The sequence below is a fragment of the Chitinophaga sp. 01L420 genome (assembly GCF_056399985.1).
In genome coordinates, this window is sequence record NZ_JBFTSK010000046.1 from 21,478 (window position 1) to 46,654 (window position 25,177).

Sequence of the window (25,177 nt, forward strand, 5' to 3'; positions counted from 1 at the left end):
GAATCCCTTATTTTTAAGTATAAAGTTCCACAACGATGCAAACATTGAAAAAGCAGCATTACCTGCCACAGTTTATTGCGCCAACCCATAGTGGGGATACTAAAACCTATCTGCTGGCCGGTGATCTGGGCGGTACCAAAACAAATCTGGCACTATTCAGTACTGTTGACGGGGAGTTGGATATGATACGGGAGCAGAAATATGCGTCCCGTGACTATGCTAATTTTTCTGAGATTATCCAGCACTTTATCAGTGAAAGCAGGGACACTCCACCGCAGCGTATATGCATTGGCGTAGCTGGTCCGGTAGTAAAAGGAAAGGTGGAGCTGACTAATTTATCCAGGGAGCTGAGTGAAGATGAAATCAGGCAGAGCACCGGGATCACGGCAGTAGCCCTGATCAATGACCTGGAAGCTACTGCTTATGGATTGGCGACCCTGGCACCGCAACAGCTGACAACCCTTCACCGCGGCGCATCCGAACATACCGGTAATATAGCCATCATTGCACCGGGTACAGGTTTGGGTATGGCCGGACTCTACTGGGACGGGGAGCATCATCATCCATTTCCTACGGAAGGCGGACATACCGATTTTGCGCCGAGAACAGATCTGGACATTTTATTGCTGAGATATCTGCAGGAGAAATATGATGTGGTGAGCTGGGAACGGGTGATCAGCGGGCCTGGCCTGTATGATATCTACCAGTTTTTAAGAGATATAAAAGGGATGGAAGAACCTGCGGAATTACGGGCTGCTATGAATGCGGGAGATCCTTCGGCAGAAATAAGTAAAGCGGCTATTGCAGGTAGAATACCGGTATGTGTGAAAACAATGGAGTTGTTTGTACGTTACCTGGCCCGTGAATCCTGCAACCTGGTATTGAAAATGAAAGCCACCGGCGGATTGTTTCTGGGTGGGGGAATTCCCCCCAAGATAGCGGTACTGCTGGAAACCGGAGAATTCTATCATCATTATATGCAGGGAGATCGGATGGCGGAGTTATTGGCAAGTGTACCCATTCATATTGTCAATAATGATAAGTCAGCGCTATGGGGCGCAGCATTTTATGCTGGATTATTAAAAGATTAAAGTTATTTTTGCGAGATAACAGGAAATGGTGTCTTCCTGACCCAAACCGTCAGCCCAGAGCTGTCTGATGGCGCCTACAAATATTAGAATGGTATGCACTACCATTTAACGCTGCTATTTGTAGGATATGAATAAACTGAAAACTTCGTTGGAGCAATTGACAGTGGCTTATCAGCTGCTGCGCTGGACTGTATTGGTAACACCTGTTGCTATCGTGGTCGGATCACTGGTGGCATTATTTCTTTGGTTGCTGGACCTGGTAACGCATATACGCTGGGAGCATGAGTGGTTATTATTTGGATTGCCGCTGGCTGGCCTCCTGATTTACTGGTTATACCGCCTTGGCGGTAAACAGGCCGATAAGGGCAACAACCTTATCATGGAAGAGATCCATCAACCCGGAGGTGGCGTGCCTGCCCGCATGGCTCCATTGGTATTACTCACCACTATTATTACTCATTTATTTGGAGGTTCCGCCGGACGTGAAGGAACAGCAGTACAGATTGGCGGCAGTATGGCCGGGCTGATCGGGAAGAAACTGGGCCTATCGCCTGCGGATATACGAATTTTACTGATGACAGGAATCGCGGCTGGTTTCGGGGCAGTGTTTGGTACTCCTCTTACCGGGGCGGTGTTTGCCCTGGAGGTACTGGCAATAGGTGTGATGCGTTATGAGGCATTGGTACCTTGTTTGATAGCCTCTGTTTTTGCAGACATCGTATGCAGTGCCTGGGGCATTCATCACACACATTACAGCATCAGCTATATTGGCCAACCTTTCATGGAGGCGATGCCTTTTATTCACCTGGATCTCTGGATGTTAGGGAAAGTAATTGTTTGTGGCGTAGCTTTTGGGCTGAGTAGTTTTTTGTTCTCGAAACTCATGCATAGCATTAATTATAACGCCAATGCATATATTAAAATACCCTGGCTGATTCCTATTGTCGGTGGTGCAGTCATAATATTATTGAGTTATGTGGCTGGTACAACCGATTACCTGGGTATAGGTGTCAGCAGTAAATCACCCGATGGTATCAGTATATTGGCTGCATTTGACGCGAATAGCAATGTAAACGACTGGAGTTGGCTCTGGAAGCTGGTTTTCACGGCAGTTACACTTGGAATGGGATTCAAAGGGGGAGAGGTCACTCCTCTTTTTTTCATAGGTGCAGCATTGGGCCACACCCTGGCTTTGCTGTTAGGCGCTCCAGTAGACCTTTTCGCTGGACTTGGATTCATTGCCGTTTTTGCAGGCGCTACAAATACCCCGATTGCCTGTACTTTAATGGGTGTTGAATTATTTGGTACCACGCACGTTTTATATTTTGCCATCGCTTGTTTCACCGCTTATTATTTCAGCGGACATTCAGGCATCTACGGTGCACAGCGGCTGGAAGTAAGGAAGTTGGGCTAACAATTTTGTTAGTACCTTTTTCTTTTCCATACTGCTTTTACCTTTGGTGTATGACGAACATTACAGGTATGCATCATATAGCGATACAGGCTAAAGACTACAAAGCAACGATAAAATTTTATGAAGCACTGGGGCTTACCCTGTATCACAGTTGGGTTTTACCAGAATTCAATATTGAGTATGCCGCGTTGTTGAACATACCTGGTACGACTTCTTATATAGAAGTATTTGATAAGGGCGCCAATGTAGCTACTCAGGGACGCAAAGCTACTGCAGGAGAAATACCGGTAGCAGGTGCGCTATTACATTTTGCACTTACCGTAAAAGACGCCACCCTGGCTTATAACGAGGCTATTTCTTTAGGAGCATCCAGTTGTGTTCCGCCATCAGTGCTGCTTCTGGGGGAACCACCGCTTATTGTAAGGAATTCACTTGTATATGGATTAGACGGAGAAGTGATTGAATTCATTGAACCGCATTGGTGAGGTGTATGTGTCACATTCTGTTATGCTTAAAGTGATTGATTCTGTGTGGGTTTCGCTGCTGATATTTCCTTTTATTTTGTAAGATAAAATTCACAAGAATGGAAAAAGAAACAAGTGCTCCACAACTCATCAATCCTGCGGGATTGTATGATCCTACACCGAACGCATATTCTCATATGGCTGTGGTGCCTGCAGGCAATACTTTAGTATACATATCCGGACAAGGCGGCGAAACGGCTGACGGCAACCTAGTGAATGATTTCCGGACACAATTAAAACAGGCTTTCAGTAATTTGGCAACGGCATTAGCTTGAAATGCTGGCGGTAAAACGGTCATAGGAATCATCGAGGACCGTTTTGAGGCAATGTAAAGCCGATTACTGCGCTTACAATCGTCCGGTGGCTGTAATACGGCAGATTTTCTCTAAGGGGAACCATCGGATCATTATTTAATCCGTTTAAAATGGGAGTGAGTATTCACAGCCATTTTAAACGGATTTTTTTGTGTTTAACAAGGGCGCTGAGAATGAAACAACCCGGGGGGATGCCTCGAATATTTCTTTTTACGCAAACCTCAGCGCCTTCATTTTCAATGAATTATACAGGTTTAGGCAAAAGAGGTACACAAATAGGATCAATTTTTGCGACGAGCACCCACAAAAACTCAGAGATCGCCCCATTAAATTAGAGACAATCCTGAAACACTTAAATGGACTCATATTATTCCTATAATTTATATTATGTTAAATAGTATTAACTCAGTTCTAATGTTATAGCTTATTAGATAGCATTTCCTATGCGCCGCAGATTCGTTTCATTTGAAGCCTCGATCGCCTCGCTGAAAACTACCGATTAAAGCCCTTCTAAACGGTACTTGAACTGGCCCCTATTTCGCGATTCAATCAACAACCTCGCTCCAGGATTTATAATCAAACATCAACCTGCGATATCCTATACCACTTTCATTGTTTTTTTCTCCTAAAAACAGGTTATATAAAAGCTCTTTTCCACCTGTCACCCCCGCGCCATTCTCCGGAAATTTGAATTGATTAAAATCATACGCTCCTTAGTAAACAATTCATTCATCTTCTAAAACCAAAAACAATGAGTACCGTAAACATTAAAGAACTCAACGTTCCCGCCTTTGCCTTGCAATTGACTCCCTCACTGGATCAGTTCCTGGTAGATCATCAGCCATCTCTTGCTGGAAAAACAATCCGTAAGGAACAGGCCCTCGAAGACATGTATAATATGATACATGGAAAATATGACCTGCGCTTTCAGAAAGGCACGATCATTCCCCGTACAACAGATCTTTCCAGTGCCTGTATAGCCGCTATTGTTACCTGCGTGATCGATGTTGTATCTATTGTACTACAAGCAGCGGGCGTACCGGAGTCTGTTACAAAAGATGCCGCAGAAGCTATTGTGGCGGACATCCCCACCGAAGCGCTTACCGGTCTGGAACAGGATATTCTTGCGCTTGAGCAGGCAGATTCATTGACAGATAAGGCCAAAGCCATCTTTACCATTTTCTCTGGTGTATATAAGGTAACTGGTATTCGCCAGATTCTGGGAGCCATTGAACATAATATGGCCTGGTACGAATGGGTACTGATGGGCACTGTAATCACAGCGCAGGTAACGGCATGGGTCGCCACGGATGGTATTGCGGCCATTGCTGAAATAGTTATTCTGGGGGCACTGGTAGCCCAGGCAGTTGCTGACGCCACGTTAGCTGTATCTGCATGTGTGATTAACTAACTACTATTAGTCCCAACTATTAATGAAAAAAGAAAAGGCAGTGGAATATTTTAATAATCGCCACTGTCTTTTTTATGTGAGTTAAATGACGTAAATAACAAGAATAAAACTATCCTCTATGTCTCAGATAATGCCCCAGATCAAGCATGTCGTTCATCTCATGCTTGAAAACCGGTCCTTCGATAATATATTGGGCTGGCTATATGCAGACACCGGGAACCAGCCCCCGGTAAACCTCATAGATGTACAAAGCCCTCCTGTATTCAATGGTCTTACGCCTGACTTATATAATATGGACAAGGATGGCAATCAACACTTCGTTAGCGTGACTCCTCCCGGAAATCTTACTGTTCCGCCATTTGATCCCCACGAAGTTTTTAAGCATGTGCAAATACAATGCTATACCCCTTTGCAGGGCGGCGCGGTAGGAACAACTCCTGAAATGGGTGGATTTTACATGGACTATGCATCCGCATTTGATAGTCCGGATGACATCATGATGGCCTACTCGCCTGCTGACCTGCCAGTATTAAATGGACTGTCCAGAAATTTCGCAGTCTGCGACAAATGGTATGCCTCCGTTCCATCCCAAACATTCTGCAATCGTGCATTTGCAGCGGCAGGTAATTCGGTAGGCAAACACTGGCTAACCGGTACAACACAAGGCTGGGTAGATAATTCTTTCCTGGTTGATTTTACATTGCCCACTCACTGGAATGTGCTCTCTGAAAATGGAAAAGGCAAAGCTGAAGACTGGACGATATTCTACAGTCAACTATGGTGGGCACATGATTATTGCCTTACCCGGGATCTGTTTAAGACGAACCTGGGAAGCAGCGACTTTGATCAGAATTTTGCGCCTATACAACAGTTTTATAACCAGGCTGCTGCTGGCACACTGCCGTCGTATAGCTTCCTGGAACCTGACTGGGGACTCATGTACTGGAAACTGGGTATTAACGGGTCCGATTATCATCCACCCGGAAATGTATGCCCAGGTGAAACATTTGTGAAACAAGTGTATGATGCGCTCTCGCAAGGGCCAGCCTGGAACGAAACATTATTCATCATTACTTTTGATGAACACGGCGGCACATATGATCATGTACCTATTGCACAGAAAGCAGCTCCTCCTACAAATGATCCCGGCGAATATGGTTTCGGTTTTGATACATTCGGTGTGCGTGTTCCTGCCATTCTTATTTCGCCCTGGGTGCCGCCAGGCAGCGTATTCCGTATGCCCGAGGGCCAGACTCCTTTCGATCATACATCTTTAATTGCTACTGTGCTGAGCTGGATGCAGATAGACCGCGCTCAATGGAATCTCGGGGAACGGGTAAACCAGGCGCCCACATTTGAGCAGGTACTCAATCTAACTTCCGCCCGTACAGATGTACCTTCTGTAACGGCACCCATATGCCCCCAACCAGCCCCCACACTCATGCAAATGAGCGACCTCCATCACCTTATCATGGCGAGGAGCTGGCAGCACCTGGCATCAAAAAATAAATAATTCCGGTACAACGGGTGAAACGAAGGGCAGAGATAATAACATCTCTGCCCTTCGTTTGATTTAACAATTAAACTGTACCCCCTTCCTGACGAACAATGATTTTCAAGGAGTAAAAATCTCATTCTTAATCGCATACAATACTAATCCCGTCCTTGACTTAATCTCCAGTTTCTCAAAAAGCTCCTGCCTGTAATTATCAATCGTATGCGGACTTAACTTCATTTCGTTGGCTATTTCCTTATACGTCAATTCGGAACAACATAGCCGGAGAAAAGTAATTTCATTCTTACTTAATTGCATAGAGGAATCACGAAAGGTTCCGTCGTCCTGGATATTACGTAACATTTTAGCAGAGATCAATTCATTGAGAAAATAACCCTGTTCATGGATAACCGTTATAGCTTTCACTACCTCCGCAATCCTTGATTCCTTTAGCAGATAGCCCCCTGCACCGTTTTTCAGCATATTGATGATAGGCTTATCGTCTTCAAAAGTACTCAACGCCAGAATTTTTACACCGGGATAATGTTGCTTCAACCATTGCGTGGCCTGATAACCATCTATTACCGGCATATTGATGTCCATTAGTACTACCTCCGGGATGGGATGCAGCACAATTTTCTCCTTCATTTCTGCTCCATTCGCAGCCTCAAATACAATATTTATTTCGCTGTATTCTGACAACAGACTGGTGAGTCCCTGCCGAAATAATGTATGATCATCTACAATGGCGATGGTTATACTGGTCTTGTTTGTCATTCACTTTTGATTGAATATGGTATGGAAATAGTAACATTAGTGCCCTTTCCTGGTGTGGAAACAATACTGGCAGCCCCTCCTATCATGGCCGCCCGCTTAAGGATATTCTGCAATCCCATGCCGCTACGCTGCATCATGACCGCTTCAGCATTAAATCCAATGCCATTGTCTTCCAGCCGAAGCGTCAGCAGATCATTCGTCAGTGCCAGCTCCACCACAATAACGGAAGCCTGGGAATGCCGGATAATGTTGTGTAACGACTCCTGGAAGATGCGAAAAATAATTAATTCTTTATCTGGTTGCGATGGCAGTTGTTGCATTTCTCCTTTGCGAATGATTTGGAAACGGTCCGATTTTTCAAGCCATTCCAGTTCAAATCCGATCGCGTGGACTAGCCCTTTGCCGATCAGTTCTTCTCCATGAAGTAATCCAGACAAGGCCCGAATCTCCCGGATAGCACGACGGGTAAGATTTTCCGTTGCCAGTATTTTTTGAGAAGCCTGCTTCGTATCCTGCAGGTCTACTGCACTCAGTGTAAGTACGGCCAGGCCAAGGATCTGGTTAATGTTATCATGTAAATCCGTGGCGATTGTTTTCAATGTTTGCTCCTGCACCTCTATCTGCAATTTCAGTAATTCGTGTTGGAAGGTTTGTTTTAGTTGCAGGGTCTCCTCACGGTGTTTCTTCTTCCGGCGGTTATACACGCTAATGTACGCGATGAGGAATCCCGGCGCTATCAGGAAAATTAAACTGATCCAACCGATCAGGGTCATTATTTCATTTGACGATACCTGCATATAAAAGCGTATGACCAGCAACCATACAATAACACGTTTAGTACTTTAAAAATATGATACCGCAGTGAATATTGAATGCTATCCGCTACGTGATCGTTCACCAGGTATTCAAAGAATGTATTCGTAGCCGTTCCTCCGAAATAAAATATGAGTGTACCACTCACCCACCAGAAAGGCGCATAAGTGAAAAGGTTCACGTAATGATCATCTTTCAGCACCAGGTAAAAATAATAGAGTGACGCCACAATGAACACCACTGCCATCAGGACGATGGTATGATGTGCATATCGGGAAAACCGGCCGGGCAACGTTTCTACCAGGAAACTGCTGCCCACCAATATTAACCAGGCAGTCAATATCCTTTGCTTCAGGCCGTAGGGTTTCAACAAATAGTAAAACATACTGCTGACAGCAATACACTCCAGTGGCACTAATCCATTGTACAAAGGTGTGTTGGGGAGATGCAGCGTTTCCCGAAAATAAATTCCCCCGGTTTCCACCAGGCATACAATGAGAAGGTAAGCTGGAAAGCGCCGCCACAAAAGGTCTTTGTCCGCCGTAAGACAAACAAGACCGATGAAAAAGCAGATCCATTCCGCCATGGTGTTAACAGTGAAGTATCGCATGATGGCTCAGTTTTCTCATTAATTTTTTAACAACCTGGCGCCATAGCACCTGGCCGGAGGTGGACATAATTCACCGTGGTTCTCCGCATTATCTTCTATCGTTAACAGAAAGCCTTTGCGTTGCTGCGTACCTGCAGGCAGAGTAGAATCCCCAAAATAATCAACTTTATCTCTTGTAGAAACGATGACCAGCGTATTGCGTCCCCAATAATCAGGCGCGGGTGCAGGCTCCGCTAACACGCCGTCTGACTTCAAATTGCCGGGGGAATAGGTACTGTCATAGGTAGCGAAATAGAACCGCATGCCATCTCCTCCATCCTGGTCCAACTGACAAATCAAATCTCTTATCCGCGATTTATCAAACCAAATACAACGGGTGTTCGATACAAGATCAACCACATTAGAACCGCTGGGGCCTTGCATTAGTATCGTATCCACCTGCTTTCCATAATTTTCGACGTAGCGACGGGCCTGTTCAAAACTCAACAATGCATGTTTCGGAACGGCAGCATTATTACAGAAAGACTGAACAGGTGCCGGCCATTTACGGGAAGCCATCCATCCGGATGCTATACCAACAATAAGCGCGATGGCTGCAACAACATAGATTTTCAAGGGAGTCATAAAAACAAATTAGCAGGGAATAAATATTTTATGGATCAGGTATTCAGGATGTTTCAGGTCAGCACATCTTACTCAATGTAAGGCAAAACCTGGAAATTTTAAATATCCTGTGACTCAAAGATCATTGATCCCGCGTTACCAGAAAAGGTGGAAAACAACTTCGTAGCAGCCTCTTTTTAGGGTACATATACTGACAAACATCGGGGTATCCGCTACCAACGCGGCGGTATTCATCTCCCTACATAAAAAACCAGCGGAAAAAGCTCCCGCTGGCATCATTAAAATAACCAACAAAACTATTTTACAGGCGAACCATCTGTATTATAGAACAACTTCTTCACTGTATTTCCTTTCTTTACGGTTACCCTGAAATAAGATTTCTTTGTTGTTTCACTTACCAGCCGTGTGTACTTATCCGACTCGATGGTGTAGCCTGGATATGTTTTTTTAATGGTCGCTATAATGTTATCAGGCAGTGGCACATCCTTCACTTTTACCTGCGAAGCGAGCTTTACACCACTTTTATCATACAACGCATAGTAAGTATCACCATTCTTCTCTACACTCACAGAATAATAGTCCGGATTGCTCCCCGGCTTTGCCCCATTGGATGTCACCAGCCAATCCTCCTTTGTATACTGAGCAGGTACGGCGAAATAAGTCGTTATACTCCCATCCCGAAACTCTCTTTCTGCCGCCCCGGTCACTTCTACCGGGACTACTTTTTTATCTACTCTCCGTAGATTCAAATTGGCCACATTTTGTGCAAACATCGTAAAAGATGCGCCGATCAGGACGCTAATAACCAGGATCTTCTTCATACATTAATAATTATAGGGTTGAATGAAAGATGCTGCCAGGAAGTTTATGCGAAGGGACGATTGATTAACACACCCGGGACATAAAGGGTTCAATGACATCCGAAAAAATCCCCAAGCATATAGCTACGACTTGTGGCTAATCCTTCCTGATCCGCTCCCCTTCTGCTTTAGACCCTGTATCCCGTTTTCCCGGTCCCTTTGCCCCCGATCCAAATGATTTGGTATAAGTAAGTTTTATAACACCCGCTGCACTGGATTCTGTGCGGATTGAGCAGGTAGTAAAGAATAAGCTCTGGGATAAAATAAAATTCTCCTGGGCCCCTTCCTTATACTGTAGCTGCTGCCGGCTGTTTGGCTTTCACGTTAATGACCGTACGATTTATAATATACGGTGTCATCACAATCAGTAACATCAATACCAATATCAGGATGGCCACCAACTCGTAGTAGTCCATCGCATATTTTAAAAATGCCTGCTTCTGAATAGCTTTGTCCAATAGTCCCGGCGCCAGTTTCGCCGCCTGATCTGCCATCAGGCCCCGTGCCTGTAAGGCCGACTGGTAAGTATGCAGCCGCTCCGCCAATCCGTTATCCACTCCTGATATACCATCGCTCAACCGCATCGCATGCGTTTTGGTGAAGTACAGGGAGAAATAATTAATCAACGCGGTACTCATGGCGAAAAAAGTAAACCGTATAAATACCCCGGCAGTGGAAGCTGATACACTGATACTCTCCGGTACGGAAGAGATGATAAACAGTACGATAGGCGTTAGCAACATGCCTGCCCCCCAGCCCTGGATGATCAGTGGTAATATAAAAGTAGACTGGTCGGCCTCAGAGGCAAACAGGAAGTACATAGAACAATGAAACACCAGCAACCCGAAAAAGCCCACCAGCCAGATGAATTGTAGCGGTCTTTTCCTGATCACCAGCCGTGCTGAGATAACGGCGCCAATCACAATCCCCACCAGGTTGTACGACAATAACTCGTAGGTGTGTAGCGGATCCATTCCCAAAACCGTAGAGAAAAAGCTGGTCGTTACATTAAACGATCCCCGGATCAGGTAAAGTGCGCCCAATAAGAGAATACCAAATAGAAATGCTCTCGATTTAAATACATCCATATTAATAAAAGGCCGCTTACGATGTAACTGCCTTACCACAAAAGTGGCGGCCAGGAATACTACACCGATCAAGCATCCAACTATCCTGGCATCCTGCAGCCAGTAATATTGTTGCCCGTAAATCAGAATATATCCCAGCATAATCAACATGGGCGCATATAGAAAGAAACTGGTCCAATCGAGCTGGTATAGCGGCATGCGGCGTACCAGGTGCACTTTGTTCATCAACAGGAGTAGTAATACCGCCCCCGGAACAAATGCATAAATGATCATTTTATACAGCACATTATATTCATAATCATCTACCAGCGGTGCGGTCACCAATGAGGTCAATGAGCCTGAACAGAGGATCATTCCATAAAAGATGGCGTATCCTACTTCCCTTGCGTGTTCTGACTGCAGCCTGCTGAACAGCAGGGTTAGACAAATACTGGTTACACCACAGTTCAGTATTCCCTGCAGAAAACGGCAGATGAAAAGAACGGGAATCTCCCGGGTATGATAGCACCAGTAAGTCACCATGACCTGTAGTACCAGGCAGATCAAAAAATATTCTTTTGTAGCGATGCGGCTGAAAAAACGTTTCTCCAATGGCGTAAAAGCCACTAAGGACGCGTAATACACCAGCATGGAGAATTGTATATCCTGCGGTTCCGCTCCATAAAATCCCGTAGCTGCGTTCACGTTAGCCGTAGACAATGCGAACAACATCACCGTGGGAAACAATACCAGGAAGATAGTCAGTCTGATCAGCCATTCGGGCACCCATGAGCGAAATATCTGTTTACCTTGCCCCATGATTATTTACGTTCTTTTGCAATAGATACATTCACATTCATACCGGCAGATAACAATTTCAATTCCTCAGCTGTACCATCCAGTCGGATACGCACCGGAATACGTTGTGCAATTTTTACGAAGTTACCAGTAGCATTATCTGGCGGCAACAACGAAAAACGGCTGCCAGTGGCTCCTGACAACGATTCAATTTTGCCGGTCAGTTTCTTCCCGGGAAAAGCATCCACGGCTATTTGTGCAGTTTCACCCACCGCCATGTGACGGATCTGCGTTTCTTTAAAGTTGGCTACCACCCATTTACCGGCTTCCCAGTCTACGATATATGCCAGTACCTGTCCTGCCTGCACAAGTTGCTTAGGCTGAATCGTGCGGCGGCCCATTTTACCATTGTAAGGGGCGGTGATAATGGTATAAGAAACGTTGAGGTCATTCTTTGTCACTACGGCCATTCGCCGCTTGATTTCTGCTTCCAGGGCGCTCTGCTGCACTTTCGCATCGTTGATCTTTGCCAGGGAAGCCTGATAGGCATCTATCGCAGTGTTGTAATCTGAGCGGGCTACCGCCAATGCTGCCTCTACCCTTTCCAGTTGTTGTTTGGTGGCAGATTCTACATCAAATAACTTTTTATACCGATCATATTCCTGTTCCTGGTGTGTCAATTTTGCTTTGGCGGCGGCAATTTGTGATTGATATACTTTCGATGATTGAGCGGTGGTGCTGACATTACTTTCCAGTATACCCACCTGTGCTTTTGCATTTAGCAGGGAGGCTTCTGCTTCCTGTTGTTGTGCAGCATACTCGCTGTTATCAATGATAATCAGCGTGTCCCCTTTTTTTACTTCCTGATTTTCTTCATACCGTATCTCTTCTATATAACCCGTCACCTTTGCTACTACCGGGTTAATGTATTCATCCACCTGGGCGTCATTGGTTTCTTCAAATTTCATTTGATGGAGTAAGGTTCTTATTCCCCAGATAGCCAGGCATACCACTACAATAGATGCGATGATCGTAGTGATACGTGAAATGAGTCTGTCAGTTCTATTGGTTTTCGTGTTGGTGTTCGTCTTCATATATTAAAGGTTGCCTGTTGCTTTCAGTAGTTGATAGTATTGCAATTGTGCTGTGACTTGCGCCGTGGTAAGATCAAAGCGGGATTGCAGCAATTGCGTTTCTGCATCCAGCAGGTCGGTCAATAAAGACAACTGATTGAAATAGGTATTATTGACAATCCGGAAATTCTCTTTTGCCTGTGTGATATTATCATTAGCAACGCCTATGCGGGTAAGCGCTTCGGTGTAACGCAGGTACGCAGCTTTCACTTCCTGCCTTACCTGGTCCTTCGTATCCGCGTGTTCAATTTCCTGTCGCTCCAGGTTTATCTTTGCTTCCTGTTTCTTATGCTTGTTCTGATAAAATGCAGAGATGGGAACTCCTGCTTTAACGCCTACCTGCCCCAGTCCGTACAGGGCGATGGAATAAGGGTAAAAGAGGATCTGCGGGTACGTATAGGCGTATTCGGCATACAGCCCTACTTTAGGAAGGATGTTACTTTTCACATCCTTCAGTTTCAATTCACTCAGCGCCGTTTCCTTTTCAGAAATCTTAAATGCAAAGGAATGTTCGTAGGCATCTGCCACATAATCTTCGTAGGTGCGTGCAGGTGTTTCGGGGGCTATCAGGGTGTCTATTGAGAGCTGGTTCTCTATACTGTCGGCCTGACCTATCATAATATTCAGCCGCTGGTTGGCGATGGCGATGCCATTCCTTATTTCCAGCAGTGTCATCTTTTGTTTGGACAGTTTCAGTTCTGCGCGGAGCAGGTCACTTTTAAGGACTACGCCATTCTTAAGGAGCTGCCTGATCTCTTCCAGTTCTTTCTCTCTTTCATTGATATCCTGTAACATTACTTTTTCATACATCCGTCCCCGGTAGATGTCCAGGTAAAGAGTGGCTGCTTTATAGCGTATTTCGGTGGTAGAAAGGTTTTGCTGCTCTTTCGCCAGCTCGGCTTCTGTTTGTCTGACTTTGATTTCCCGGGTGGTTTTGCCACCGTTGTATACATTGAGATAAGCATCTGCGCCAAACTGGTAATAGCCGTGTACAACAGGATACTGTGTGGGCGCGTTAAGCAGGCCGTCTTCGTAGATGGCCAGATTGGAAACACGGGCATACACGCCATTTGCTTTTACTTCCGGTAAGCGTTCATCTTTGGCTGCCTTGGTGCGTTCGTCCATGCTTTGTACACGGAGGTACTGCATTTGCAACTGGCGGTTGTAGACATCTGCTTTTTTCCATACATCCGTTAACGTTAGGGTATTCTTCTCAGGGTCCTGACTAAAGGCTGTTTGGGTGCTGAATAGTGTGATAAACACCGCTCCGGCCAGCCACTTATTAGTAATTGTAGACATATCTATTATGATGAAGATGCAAAGTTCCCACCCTATTAGTTAATTTATTTTCTATAAATTGCCATAAAATTGTTAGATCCGGCCAAATGAAAGATATTAATCCACAACTCGTACTGGAAGATGTTGATGCCATCCCGGAATCCGCATATGTATGGCACTGGAAAACGGAGCATCATTTTTCCTACCATAAGCATAACAAAGGACAGCTGACGTATGTTGAGGGTGGTGTGGCTTTTTTATACACAAAAGATAAAACCTACTTCCTTCCTGCCCGCCATTATATGTGGGTGCCTGCAGGTGTGGAACATTACTTCCAGCACCGGTATCCGGCCAATTATGTACGCACAGTTTACTTTTTCAGTGAACCCGGAGATCAGGACGATCCTTTCTATACGAAAACAGGCATTTATCCGGTCAGCAATCTTTTGCTGGAAATGATTCTTCATACTGCCTCCTGGGATGGTGATGTGCTACCCAACGACAAGCGCTTTATATTCATTAAAGCCATGAAGAACATGCTGCCTGAAATCAGCTCCGTGCCATTGCCCATTACATTGCCGACCACTGACAATCCACGGCTGAAGCCTGTTTTAAAATACATACAGGAAAACCTCGGGGAGCCATTATCGCTGGAAAGCGTGGGACACGAATTCAGCTACAGTGAACGTACGCTGACACGGTTATTCCGCTCCACCATGGATATTTCCTTCTTTCAATACCTGAAACTGGCCAGGATGATTAAAGCCATGGGCTACCTCCTGGAAACGGAGAAAACCATCAACGAAATCGCCTGGGATACCGGGTATAACAGCGTTTCCGCCTTCAGCAATACCTTCTATAAACTGGTGGGAAAAAGACCCAGTGACTTTCAACCAAAGGGAAACCGTCCATCCCAAAGTGTTTGAATTTATCGGGCTTTTACACAATCTTTAAAGTCAATCAAGATCTGCTTCATGAACTTAATGAAAAAGCCAATCATGCTACCCTTGCTAATGGCGGGCATGGTGAGCCTGACAACTGTACAGGCCCAACAAAAAAAGAGTCTGCCGGCTCCTTCCTTAAAAGAAGATCTGCCATCACATTGGTCGGTGACGCTTAATCCGGATACCACGGTTACTACTTATCACGATGTAACAGTGAAAGGCAAGAAGATTCCGTATAAAGCAATTGCCGGCACTCAACCCGTTTGGGATCAGGACGGCAAAGTATTAGCAGGGCTCTTCTACACCTACTATGAAAGAACCGATGTGAAAGACCGCAATACAAGACCGCTGGTCATCTCTTTCAATGGCGGACCAGGTACGCCCTCCGTATGGATGCAAATCGCCTATACCGGCCCCCGGTTGCTGAACATTGATGAGGAAGGGTATCCTGTACAACCTTATGGCATACACGAAAATCCTGAGTCCATTCTTGATATTGCAGATATCATTTACATAGATCCCGCCAACACTGGTTTCTCCAGGTTACTTGGAAAGGACGTGCCCAGGGAAAAGTTCTTTGGTGTTAATGCAGACATCCGGTATCTCGCTGAATGGATCAATACTTTCGTGTCCCGGCAGAACAGATGGGCATCTCCCAAATACCTGATAGGCGAAAGCTATGGTACCACTCGTGTATCCGGACTGGCACTGGAATTACAGAATGCGCAATGGATGTATCTGAACGGCGTTATCCTGGTCTCCCCCACTGAACTCGGAATTCAGCGCAACGGGCCTGTGGACGCTGCTTTGCGGCTCCCCTATTTTGCTGCTACCGCCTGGTATCATAAAGCCTTACCAGCCGATCTGCAACAGAAAGACCTGACCGCTGTTTTACCAGAGGTAGAAGCATTTACCATTCATGAACTGATTCCTGCTATCAGTCAGGGTGGATTTCTGGAAGAACAGCAGCGTAAAAATATAGCCGCTAAAATGGCCCGCTACTCCGGCTTATCGGAGAAAGTAATCCTGCAGCATAACCTGAATGTACCTCCCAGCTTTTTCTGGAAAGAATTACTGAGAGATAAAGGATATACGGTAGGTAGATTGGATTCCCGCTACAGGGGTATCGATCGGGAAGATGCGGGGAACGGTCCTGACTATAATGCAGAGCTGACCTCCTGGTTACACGCGTTTACGCCTGCTATTAATATTTACCTCAGAGAAGAATTGAAATTCCATACTGATTTGAAGTACATGATGTTTGGCCCGGTGCATCCATGGGATAACAACGGTGACAATACCGGTGAAAATCTGCGCGATGCGATGGCGGCTAATCCTTATCTGCATGTAATGATCCAATCCGGCTATTATGATGGCGCCTGTGATTACTTCAATGCCAAATACAGTATGTGGCAAATGGATCCGGGTGGGCGTTTGAAAGACCGTCTTTCCTGGCGTGGCTACCGCAGTGGTCATATGATGTACCTGCGCAAAGATGATCTGACAACAGGTAATGATGATATCCGGACATTTATAAATGCCTCTCTGCCTAAAACAGGACAGGCGGCGAAGTACTGAACCAGCTTTTAGCATTTATCGTTTAGGCATTAGCGTTGATCAAACGCTAATGCCTAAACGATAAATGGGATCAGTCACAATACTTTAACAGTAAGTCCTTATATTTTATACGCCACTCCCAGTGTGAAGTAGATATTATATAAAGGGAAAGACATGCCCTTGAAATCACTTGGGAAGATAGGACGCAGGCCCCAGTCCAGGTTACCATTGATACTGAGTTTTTTACCAACCCGATAAGACGCACCTCCCTGTAAACCAGCATCGAAAGACCGCACTTCTGTACCAAAATCAAAGGTAGCTTCCGAGATGATCACCTTTTCACCTGTGGGGCCTCCATTGCGGATATAGCCATCAGAAACAGTTCCATGGAAATTAGAACTGAATAACCAGGCGACGTAACCACCCAGGTTAAAGCGCCATTTGTCGTTTGGTGTAAAGACAGCACTTATCGGAAAAGATACATATGCATTACGTACAATGGTTTTGTTTTTACCACTGAAATCACCTTCGAAACGACCTCCATCGCTGGTGGTAATGATAGTAGGAAAATACTGTACTACATCTTTCGTACCCATTCCTTTGTAATCGAGTTTAACGGCTACTGCAGCGCCCCATTTACTGGTAGCGCGGTAAGATAATTCATAACCCAATGAAGGGCTGAATTCCGGCCAGAAGCCTTCTATTTTGCGGATGGTGTTGGGAAAGCCAACCGGCGCAGTTCCTCCGAAATTAAATCCTGCCAGGATACGATGCTCCAGCACCGGTTTAAATCCATTATTCTTCGTTTGTTCGTTTCCGTTATCCTGTGCAAATAAGGTAGTAGCTGCCATCAGCATACCCAGCATCAGTCCTGATATTTTTATATTCATATGCTCAGATATAATCTTTACTCGTGTACAATTTCCAAATTATCCAATACCAGTTTGCTGCCCACCGCTCCTCTGTAATGGTCTCCTTCCGCACTGGAAGAGGCGATGATCGCCAACATCAACGGCTCGCCCGGAATGACCGATTTACCGGCAACAGGTGTGAACGGGATATCGAAATGTGTCCAACTGCTCTTTGCAGTTCCATCTCCTAATATAGCGGTAGCGATTACCCTGTCGGAAGTAAGGATATTGGTCGCGTCCAGCCTGGTAGTACCACTGTATAATACCGCGTAGATGGAGCATTTATCGATTTGTCCCTGCACAGGATTCGCCTCTTTGTCTATGAACTGAGCACCTGGCTGGTACTTATAATTCCCGGTAAAACTTTTAGGCATGATGCCCCTGTAAGGTTGTCCGAATTGGGTACACTTCAGCGGATTTTCCATCAGGTAGTCGGTTACGAAATTGCCGAGGAACATAGATCCGGCAAACAGGTGAATACCCATCCATCCGGACAGTGCATTACCTGGCATGGTTTCCATTTCAGCTGCATACTTACCTTCAAAAGCATTGGTGCTGACATGCAAAGGGAAATCATTGATTTCTGTTACGCCAGTGATGGCGATCCCAATATTACCGGAAGCCCAGATATTACGGCCATCTTCGGCCAATGGGTTTACATATTTCCAGGAGCCGCCGGATGGAGCCACCAACGTATCCCATCTTTCAAAACCAAATTTCCAGACACCTGTCTGCACTACTTCTACCGTATATGCTCTTTCCGTTCCTGTTGCAGAAGTAACCACATACTTTTTAATCCCGGTATTGTCAAACCGCAGTGTATCGCCGGATGCAGGTGACACATGGCCACCGGCACTCACCTTGATCACGGGCGCAATTCCTTTTTCAAAAGCTTCCTCTGTCAGATACAAGCGGATTTGAGATTTTGTCTGATCAATAAAAACATCTCCTGTCAATTGATGCTGTGCTACCGTGAAAGTTTCGATGTCTGCTTCAGGGTTGAGAGGCGCATCCTTAATACACGACTGTAGCAGGCCCACCGAGGCCGCTATACAACATAGTTTCCGTACATTCATTTTCCGTTCGATTTGTTAAAACTTCGCAAAGGTACGAAAGATGAATGGAGGCACCACATCAATAGCTGTGCATGAAAGATTTATTGCGGAACAATCTGCACGCTATCCAGCACCAAACGACTGCCTATAGCGCCTTTATAAGTATCCCCATCTTTACTCGAAGAAGCTACAATCGCCATCATCATTTTATCATTGCCTGTATATGATTGTAATTCTACAAACGGTACATCAAATTTTGTCCAGGCTCCCCTGGGGCCACCATCAGGTATCGTGGCACGGGCAAGTATCCTGTCTGACGTATTAATGTTAGTGGCATCAAGACGAACCGTTCCTCTGTACAGTACCGCGTAGATCGAACAACTGTCTTTCATGCCCGCAATAATATTCCCGGCTTTATCCTGGTATTTATCTCCCGGCTGATATTTATAATAACCTGTAAAACGGGAAGGCTTACCCAGGTAGGGCTGTCCGAATTGCGTAGCTTTCAACGGCGCCACAAACGCATTTGTGGGATCAAATACACCGAGAAAAAGAGAACCCGCAAATAATTTAATGCCCACCAGATTTGATAATGCTGTACCGCCGCGTGTTACTAATTCCGCAGCATATTTTCCGTGATAAGCATCTGTGGTAGCCCTCAACGGATATTCCAGCGGATCTTTCTTTACACCGGATAAGGCCACCCCGGGATTACCGGATGACCATAACATGTTGGTGTCCGCTATACTACTATCTATTTCTATCACATACTGATACTTATCTTTATCATTCACCAGCCAGTGCTCAAAATCCCATGCAAATACGCCTAAGTTGGCCACTACAATTGTATATGTTTTCTTATTCGCACCATTCGCAGAAGTAACTACATATTGCCTCGTACCTGTTCCATTAAATTTCAGTGAGTCACCTGATGCAGGCACCACAGATGCTCCTGAAGAAACAGTAATCTTTGGAGCTACGCCACTATCAAAAGCTTCCGGTGTGAGCGACAAAACAATTCTGGCATTTGCCTGATCTATGAAAACGTCTCCGGTTAAATATTGGCGGTCTATCTTAAAGGTTTCAATATCTGCTTCCGGGTTGATGGGTGCGTCTTTTATACAGGCGTGAAACAATAACATCAGTGTGGCCAGGTAGCATAGTTTCCTTATATTCATGCGCTTATTGGTTGAATAATTACAACAACCCCTAACCGTCAAAAGTTCATTTTTATTTCCTGCACTGCATATTTCCATAAATTATTATCATTGCAACATGGTTGATCAACAGCGAATAAAGCGGCTATTAATTTATGCGGCGAAATGCGTAACAGGTGTACTGGTAGTGCTTGGCCTGTCATGGGCATTTGATTATAAAGACATCATATGGGTATTAATTTCTGTGATGCTGGTGTTGTCTCCCGATGGATCTGATGCAGTAACGTTAGCGGTTACACGGATTAAAGCGAATGTAGTAGGTGGCATTTCCGGCTTCCTTTTAATTCTATTGCATCCCAATATGATCCTGATGATGTGCACGGCTGTTTTCATTACGGTGATCATCTGTAACCTGCTCCACCTTGAAGCGGCGACCCGCACTGCCCTCGCAGCTACCATAATTGTGATGACACATGAAGCCGGTGCGCACGTATGGGATACCGCAGTAGAAAGAGTGCTGTCTGTACTGGCCGGTTGCCTCCTTGGATTACTCATTACATTTATCTTCCATAACAAGTATACGAAGCAAACAGCGGAAATGATCCTGCCTAAAGTGGACCGGGGTGGTGAATAGGGATTCAGAATTCCTCCAGAATTAGCCTATACATTTGGCTGATTAAGGAGTGATGCATGAAGAAAATGATATTCTCAGCAGGATTGGCATTGAGCGCCTTTACCTGCTCCAGTAACGTAGCAGTAGCCCAGGATACCGATTCCCTGCCTTCCGGAAAAGATTCCATTCGTATGGTAACGGCAATCCCTACATACCCGCTTACCCAAACCCGGACCTCCGGATTTCACGTAACGGTAGCTGAAATTGCCGTTCCCGCAGCGATGATAGGCTATGGCTTAATTGCCCTGAACAATCCAACCCTCCGGGATCTCAATGCCACCACCAAGGCAGAACTGAAAGAGGATCATCCCACATTCCGGACACATATCGACAACTACCTCCAATATGCGCCCGTAGCCGCAGTATATATACTGAATGCTGCCGGTGTACACGGTAAGCACAATTTGCGCGACCGGACCATTATCCTTGGCATTTCAGCCATTCTGACCGCTGGTACCGTAGAAGGTGTGAAACACTGGACACATGAGGAACGCCCCGATGGATCCGATTTCCTCTCCTTCCCTTCCGGCCATACCGCCACCGCCTTTGCCGCAGCGGAATTCCTCCGGCAGGAATATAAGGACGTGTCGCCCTGGTATGGGGTAGCCGGCTATCTGGCTGCTACTACCACAGGAGCCCTGAGAATGTACAATAATAAACACTGGCTGAGCGATGTAGTGGCTGGTGCCGGTGTGGGCATGTTAAGCACCAAAGCGGCTTACTGGATGTATCCCTGGATACAGCGGACACTGTTTAAAGACGACTCCCGGAAGGCCGACAAGGTGATCATGCCGTTCTATAACCCCCAGTTTCACAGCGCCGGACTTAGTTTTATCTTCTTCCCACGGTAATCCCGGATCAAGTTGCCCCCCATCATTATAGTCAGCATTACCTTTTCATTATGTTGGCTCAGCCGATCCCATGCCTGGGACTGGCTAAGGACCTATAGTAGCATAGCAGCAGAGGTGGACTTGATGCGGAGATGAGGTGGACTTGAGGTGGACTTGATGCGGGGATGACGTGGACTTGATGCGGAGATAAGATCCGGATGTATAACCCCGATAAAATTGAAGCAAAAGATGGATAGAGGTCAGAAATGGCCATAGCAGGACTTCTTCCTTACCGGGCTGTAGCTTCGGAAAGAGATATACTATTGAAAGGAAGCAGGTATCAAGGGTTTATTCCAACTTGATTCATCATCTCCCAATCATGATAAAAATATCTCATACCGACAACGGGATGGGCTCATTGACATGCAAATGTCGCTGCTAGCGTATATTAAAAAAAATTGGGGAATATTAAGCGAAGAATAGTTGGGGGTTAACCCCTAAAGCTGACCTGGTTATAAACACCTGTTTTTGGCAATGGGGCAAAGTTGCGGGATTCTGTCGAGAAATTTTGTGATTTAATTGTTAACGTCAAAAAAAAATACCCATTTTTACGAAAAGCTACCGTGAAGAGGTAATATAATCTTACTTTATTTAACATCGGATTTACAATTCCATGAATGATTCCCGTTATTTTAGCACTATCAAAATGATAATTAAAATCCCGTTGACCTGCTGTAGCCTAGTTATAATTTAACAAATCCCGTCCTCAAAAGCTATTAATTATGTATGTTCCGGTAATTATTTTCTTTTTTTTCATGATGTGGTATATCCATTTCAGAACCCAAAGTTTCCGCAGCGCTAATTTTAAGGAAAAGAAATTAAAGCCTGTTGCAGGGGAAGATGCCATGCAGGCGGCCAGGATAGTAGGTGTTTCCAACAGCGTTTTCAGTGTCTCCAAATATTTGCGGAGTGTTAAAAACCTGTCAGACAAAAGATTTATGACCGTAGCCATTGACCAGGTCATCACTACTACGATGGGCACCACCCATCAGGCACGCCTGATTGAAAACCTGGCTCCCGGGGAGGAAAGACGCCTTGGCCACACGGATAATGTAAGGGAAGGCAAATACCAGATCTATATTGGCTATGAAATATTATGGGCAAGATATACACCTACACCTGTATGGTATAAGGAAAGAGTACCCGAACCAACAAACCCGGCCAGGCTATACAACGACATGCTGAAACAACACCAGGATTCCCTTATACAGGAGATTGAACAGAAGAGAGATTTACTCTCCTGATAGTTGCGCTTCTTTACGGCCGAAGAAACTAAGCCATACCATCGTAAAAAATACGCCTACCAGAGATCCGGCAGTCACATCTTCCAGGAAATGCTGACTCATATACATGCGGGAGTAAGCCACCAGCATCGCCAATACGAGATAAAGCAGCCCCAGGTACCTATTTTTGGCATAGTAGGCCAGCACCGTTGCTGCGGTGAATGCACATACACTGTGTCCGGAAGGGAAACTTCTGAAATTATCAAGTACAACAACACCGGGTACAAAATAGATGTCATGTAACCGGCCCGTAAAATAGCGGTGCGGGCGGGGAAAGCCTACCAGCGCTTTGATCGTGAAACTAATTGTGGCGGTAAACAGGTAGGCTGTAGCGATGACAGCGCCCATACGTTTCCGGATCAGTAACAATAGCAGGGAAATCAATACGGCGGCGGATGTACTTCCCAGTTCAGTAATATAGGGAAACAGGAAATCTCCTGCCGGCGTATGCAACCCATTAATAAAAAAGTAGGCGTCTACCCGGTTGGTGAGTAACAAACGGATAAAGAGCACTACAAATACAACGGTTGCATATGGCCATATAAAGTATTTCAGCTGCTGATATACTTTGATAAATTTCTGCAGAAAAGCATTCATCAAATAACTACTGGGTTAAACGGCGATGATAATTAATCTGCCCGAGATGATAACTAAGATGTGTACTCAGATGCACCAGGAAATGCCCGGTACTCATAGAATCAAAAAATACCTTTTCAGGGTAGATTTTTTCCAGGTCTTCCTCTGTTAAACCGGCAATAACGGTGAGGATTATACGCCGTGTACTGCTGATCAATACCAGCAAGTCTTCTGTTGGCACATTCCGGTCGCTGAATTCCAGCTCCCTGTTACGTACATACCCCGTTTTTCCCAGTACGGCACCCACAAAATGTTGCAGATTACCACACAAGTGTAAACACAGATTGCCTGCAGCATTGGTGATGCCGGGGGGAACCCGCCATATAGCTGCTGAGGTTTCGTACGCGGCGATCTCCTGTTCCAGTTTACTGAGATCCCGCTCAAATAAATTAATTAATATACCGGTAAGCATAATCTAAAGATAGGAAAAGCTTCGATGATCATCTTTTAATATTATTATAAATACATTCCAATACTCCCTGCGCCTGCTGCAGTTCATTCCTGGAAATCCCCCTCTCCGCCATCTCTACAACAGATAACGCCAACGGGTATACTTTTTCCTTTAATTTCTTACCTGCCGCAGTTAACCAAATCCGTTTACTCCGCCGATCTGTTTCGTCTGCGGTACGCTTCACCAGGTTCCGCTTTTCAAGGTTGTCCAATAACTTGGTAAGACTGGCTTTATCTTTGCCTGTTTTATCAGCCAGTTCCTGTTGACGGCTGCCGTCCTGCTCACCCCACAGATAACGCAAAATAAAGTACATGTCGGGCGTAATGTCCAGTCCGGCCTGCATAAAAACATTCAGTAATCTCAGCCGGTAGGCAGTATGTGTTCTAATAACCGCGCTCGCAATGTTCATGCGCAGTTTCGCACTAATATCTGGTTTCGCCATAATATGGTTAAAGGATTAAACAATTCATCATGCATGGAGTATACAAAGTTTAAAAACGGTTGCACCTCAACTAATTAATAATTTTTCACTAAACATAAATAAACAAGTTTTTGTTTAAACATCATAACTCAGCAGGATGACTAACGATTCTAAACGGCAACTAAGTCCCTTTCAGGAGAAGTGGCACAGCATCATCTTTGAGGCTGACACTACTGCCGGAAGAGTATTTGACATCATACTGCTCATCGCCATACTTATCAGCGTAGCAGTGGTAATGATGGAAAGTGTGGTGCCGTTGCAGGCGCGATACGGCGATCTTTTTCATTTACTGGAATGGGTATTTACCATCATCTTCACCATTGAATATCTGTTCAGGGTATGGTGTAGTTATAGGCCCAGCGCCTATATGAGCAGTTTTTACGGCATAGTGGATTTACTTTGTATCCTGCCAACTTATGTGGAAGCTTTTTATGGTGGCGCCCATTTTCTGCTCACCATCCGTATCCTGCGCCTGATGCGTATTTTCAGGGTCTTTAAACTGGTACCCTTTCTCAATGAAAGCAAACAATTATCGCTGGCACTGGAAAAAAGTAAAAGAAAAATATTTGTGTTCCTGTTCTTTATTGGATTGCTAACCGTTGTTCTGGGTGCTATCATGTATGTTATAGAATCCGAACATAATTCCGGCTTTACCAGCATCCCTGTAAGTGTATACTGGGCAGTGGTAACCCTTACCACCGTTGGTTATGGAGATATAGCCCCCATCACCCCGCTGGGGCAAACATTTTCAGCCATCATTATGATTATGGGATATGCTATTATTGCAGTACCTACCGGAATAGTCACGGTGGAAATGAGCAGAATACGTAACAAAGAAGAGGTAGATCACAGAATTTGTCCGCATTGTATGCGTGAAGGACACGACACCAATGCGGACTATTGTAAATATTGCGGTACTAAACTCTAAGC

The 25,177-nt window shown here is 45.2% G+C and carries 26 protein-coding genes and 1 riboswitch; of the genes, 12 read left to right on the forward strand and 14 right to left on the reverse strand.

The window, feature by feature from the left end:
• Positions 1-35: 35 nt before the first annotated feature.
• The 6 genes from glk to AC1DP6_RS29830 all read left to right on the forward strand — a co-directional run bounded on the left by glk (position 36) and on the right by AC1DP6_RS29830 (position 6,267).
• Positions 36-1,091, forward strand: coding sequence for a glucokinase (glk, locus tag AC1DP6_RS29805; RefSeq protein WP_477058154.1), 1,056 nt, complete (start codon positions 36-38; stop codon positions 1,089-1,091).
• Between the two features lie 12 nt (positions 1,092-1,103).
• Positions 1,104-1,175, forward strand: a riboswitch (Fluoride riboswitch).
• A gap of 43 nt (positions 1,176-1,218) precedes the next feature.
• A complete protein-coding gene (locus tag AC1DP6_RS29810; protein WP_477058155.1) occupies positions 1,219-2,505 on the forward strand; it encodes a voltage-gated chloride channel family protein in 1,287 nt (428 codons plus the stop codon).
• 50 nt (positions 2,506-2,555) lie between these two features.
• Positions 2,556-2,990, forward strand: coding sequence for a VOC family protein (locus tag AC1DP6_RS29815; protein WP_477058156.1), 435 nt, complete (start codon positions 2,556-2,558; stop codon positions 2,988-2,990).
• Positions 2,991-3,088: 98 nt separating this feature from the next.
• Positions 3,089-3,304 carry a RidA family protein gene (locus tag AC1DP6_RS29820; RefSeq protein ID WP_477058157.1) on the forward strand — a complete coding sequence of 72 codons (216 nt, stop codon included), beginning with the start codon at positions 3,089-3,091 and terminating at the stop codon, positions 3,302-3,304.
• Positions 3,305-4,094: 790 nt separating this feature from the next.
• Positions 4,095-4,754 (forward strand): hypothetical protein, encoded by a 660-nt coding sequence (locus AC1DP6_RS29825; protein WP_477058158.1) that lies wholly within the window; start codon positions 4,095-4,097, stop codon positions 4,752-4,754.
• A 118-nt stretch (positions 4,755-4,872) separates the two neighbouring features.
• Positions 4,873-6,267, forward strand: coding sequence for an alkaline phosphatase family protein (locus tag AC1DP6_RS29830; protein ID WP_477058159.1), 1,395 nt, complete (start codon positions 4,873-4,875; stop codon positions 6,265-6,267).
• A 102-nt stretch (positions 6,268-6,369) separates the two neighbouring features.
• Here AC1DP6_RS29830 and AC1DP6_RS29835 read toward each other — a convergent pair whose 3' ends face one another.
• From AC1DP6_RS29835 to AC1DP6_RS29870, 8 genes are all read right to left on the reverse strand, one after another.
• On the reverse strand, positions 6,370-7,026 hold the full coding sequence (locus tag AC1DP6_RS29835) for a response regulator (protein WP_441575045.1): 657 nt from the start codon (positions 7,024-7,026) through the stop codon (positions 6,370-6,372).
• A complete protein-coding gene (locus tag AC1DP6_RS29840) occupies positions 7,023-7,823 on the reverse strand; it encodes a sensor histidine kinase (RefSeq protein ID WP_477058160.1) in 801 nt (266 codons plus the stop codon). Before AC1DP6_RS29840 ends, AC1DP6_RS29835 begins: the two co-directional genes overlap by 4 nt.
• Positions 7,799-8,449: a hypothetical protein gene (locus AC1DP6_RS29845; protein ID WP_477058161.1), complete on the reverse strand. Its 651-nt coding sequence runs from the start codon at positions 8,447-8,449 to the stop codon at positions 7,799-7,801. Before AC1DP6_RS29845 ends, AC1DP6_RS29840 begins: the two co-directional genes overlap by 25 nt.
• Before the next feature lie 18 nt (positions 8,450-8,467).
• Positions 8,468-9,073 (reverse strand): hypothetical protein, encoded by a 606-nt coding sequence (locus AC1DP6_RS29850; RefSeq protein WP_477058162.1) that lies wholly within the window; start codon positions 9,071-9,073, stop codon positions 8,468-8,470.
• Between the two features lie 296 nt (positions 9,074-9,369).
• Positions 9,370-9,894: a hypothetical protein gene (locus AC1DP6_RS29855; RefSeq protein ID WP_477058163.1), complete on the reverse strand. Its 525-nt coding sequence runs from the start codon at positions 9,892-9,894 to the stop codon at positions 9,370-9,372.
• A gap of 326 nt (positions 9,895-10,220) precedes the next feature.
• Positions 10,221-11,819 (reverse strand): MFS transporter, encoded by a 1,599-nt coding sequence (locus tag AC1DP6_RS29860; protein ID WP_477058164.1) that lies wholly within the window; start codon positions 11,817-11,819, stop codon positions 10,221-10,223.
• 2 nt (positions 11,820-11,821) lie between these two features.
• Positions 11,822-12,892, reverse strand: coding sequence for an HlyD family secretion protein (locus AC1DP6_RS29865; RefSeq protein WP_477058165.1), 1,071 nt, complete (start codon positions 12,890-12,892; stop codon positions 11,822-11,824).
• Positions 12,893-12,895: 3 nt separating this feature from the next.
• Positions 12,896-14,230, reverse strand: a complete 1,335-nt coding sequence (locus tag AC1DP6_RS29870) for a TolC family protein (RefSeq protein WP_477058166.1) — start codon at positions 14,228-14,230, stop codon at positions 12,896-12,898.
• Positions 14,231-14,316: 86 nt separating this feature from the next.
• On the opposite strand from AC1DP6_RS29870, the gene AC1DP6_RS29875 reads away from it, so the two are divergent.
• Together AC1DP6_RS29875 and AC1DP6_RS29880 are read left to right on the forward strand one after the other, a co-directional pair.
• Complete coding sequence (locus AC1DP6_RS29875) at positions 14,317-15,135, forward strand: helix-turn-helix transcriptional regulator (RefSeq protein ID WP_477058167.1); 819 nt, start codon at positions 14,317-14,319, stop codon at positions 15,133-15,135.
• A gap of 72 nt (positions 15,136-15,207) precedes the next feature.
• On the forward strand, positions 15,208-16,731 hold the full coding sequence (locus AC1DP6_RS29880; protein WP_477058168.1) for a S10 family peptidase: 1,524 nt from the start codon (positions 15,208-15,210) through the stop codon (positions 16,729-16,731).
• 98 nt (positions 16,732-16,829) lie between these two features.
• Here AC1DP6_RS29880 and AC1DP6_RS29885 read toward each other — a convergent pair whose 3' ends face one another.
• The 3 genes from AC1DP6_RS29885 to AC1DP6_RS29895 all read right to left on the reverse strand — a co-directional run bounded on the left by AC1DP6_RS29885 (position 16,830) and on the right by AC1DP6_RS29895 (position 19,854).
• The gene (locus AC1DP6_RS29885; RefSeq protein WP_477058169.1) at positions 16,830-17,600 is read right to left on the reverse strand and encodes a porin family protein; all 771 of its coding nucleotides are present in this window, start codon (positions 17,598-17,600) and stop codon (positions 16,830-16,832) included.
• A 17-nt stretch (positions 17,601-17,617) separates the two neighbouring features.
• The gene (locus AC1DP6_RS29890; protein WP_477058170.1) at positions 17,618-18,697 is read right to left on the reverse strand and encodes a PCMD domain-containing protein; all 1,080 of its coding nucleotides are present in this window, start codon (positions 18,695-18,697) and stop codon (positions 17,618-17,620) included.
• A gap of 80 nt (positions 18,698-18,777) precedes the next feature.
• Positions 18,778-19,854 carry a PCMD domain-containing protein gene (locus tag AC1DP6_RS29895; RefSeq protein WP_477058171.1) on the reverse strand — a complete coding sequence of 359 codons (1,077 nt, stop codon included), beginning with the start codon at positions 19,852-19,854 and terminating at the stop codon, positions 18,778-18,780.
• A 97-nt stretch (positions 19,855-19,951) separates the two neighbouring features.
• Between AC1DP6_RS29895 and AC1DP6_RS29900 the strand changes: the two genes are divergently transcribed.
• The 3 genes from AC1DP6_RS29900 to AC1DP6_RS29910 all read left to right on the forward strand — a co-directional run bounded on the left by AC1DP6_RS29900 (position 19,952) and on the right by AC1DP6_RS29910 (position 22,640).
• Positions 19,952-20,467: an FUSC family protein gene (locus AC1DP6_RS29900; protein ID WP_477058172.1), complete on the forward strand. Its 516-nt coding sequence runs from the start codon at positions 19,952-19,954 to the stop codon at positions 20,465-20,467.
• A 56-nt stretch (positions 20,468-20,523) separates the two neighbouring features.
• Complete coding sequence (locus tag AC1DP6_RS29905) at positions 20,524-21,357, forward strand: phosphatase PAP2 family protein (protein WP_477058173.1); 834 nt, start codon at positions 20,524-20,526, stop codon at positions 21,355-21,357.
• A 794-nt stretch (positions 21,358-22,151) separates the two neighbouring features.
• A complete protein-coding gene (locus tag AC1DP6_RS29910) occupies positions 22,152-22,640 on the forward strand; it encodes a hypothetical protein (RefSeq protein ID WP_441575063.1) in 489 nt (162 codons plus the stop codon).
• Here AC1DP6_RS29910 and AC1DP6_RS29915 read toward each other — a convergent pair.
• Genes AC1DP6_RS29915 through AC1DP6_RS29925 form a run of 3 tightly spaced genes read right to left on the reverse strand, consistent with a single transcriptional unit; the run spans position 22,629 to position 24,208 of the window.
• Entirely contained in the window at positions 22,629-23,276 is a 648-nt protein-coding gene (locus tag AC1DP6_RS29915; RefSeq protein WP_477058205.1) for a phosphatase PAP2 family protein, read from the reverse strand. The two genes, AC1DP6_RS29910 and AC1DP6_RS29915, sit on opposite strands and share 12 nt — an antisense overlap.
• Positions 23,277-23,283: 7 nt before the next feature.
• Positions 23,284-23,727, reverse strand: a complete 444-nt coding sequence (locus tag AC1DP6_RS29920; RefSeq protein WP_477058174.1) for a DinB family protein — start codon at positions 23,725-23,727, stop codon at positions 23,284-23,286.
• Positions 23,728-23,755: 28 nt separating this feature from the next.
• Positions 23,756-24,208 (reverse strand): MarR family winged helix-turn-helix transcriptional regulator, encoded by a 453-nt coding sequence (locus tag AC1DP6_RS29925; protein ID WP_477058175.1) that lies wholly within the window; start codon positions 24,206-24,208, stop codon positions 23,756-23,758.
• Between the two features lie 136 nt (positions 24,209-24,344).
• On the opposite strand from AC1DP6_RS29925, the gene AC1DP6_RS29930 reads away from it, so the two are divergent.
• The gene (locus AC1DP6_RS29930; protein WP_477058176.1) at positions 24,345-25,175 is read left to right on the forward strand and encodes an ion transporter; all 831 of its coding nucleotides are present in this window, start codon (positions 24,345-24,347) and stop codon (positions 25,173-25,175) included.
• The last annotated feature ends 2 nt before the right edge of the window (positions 25,176-25,177 follow it).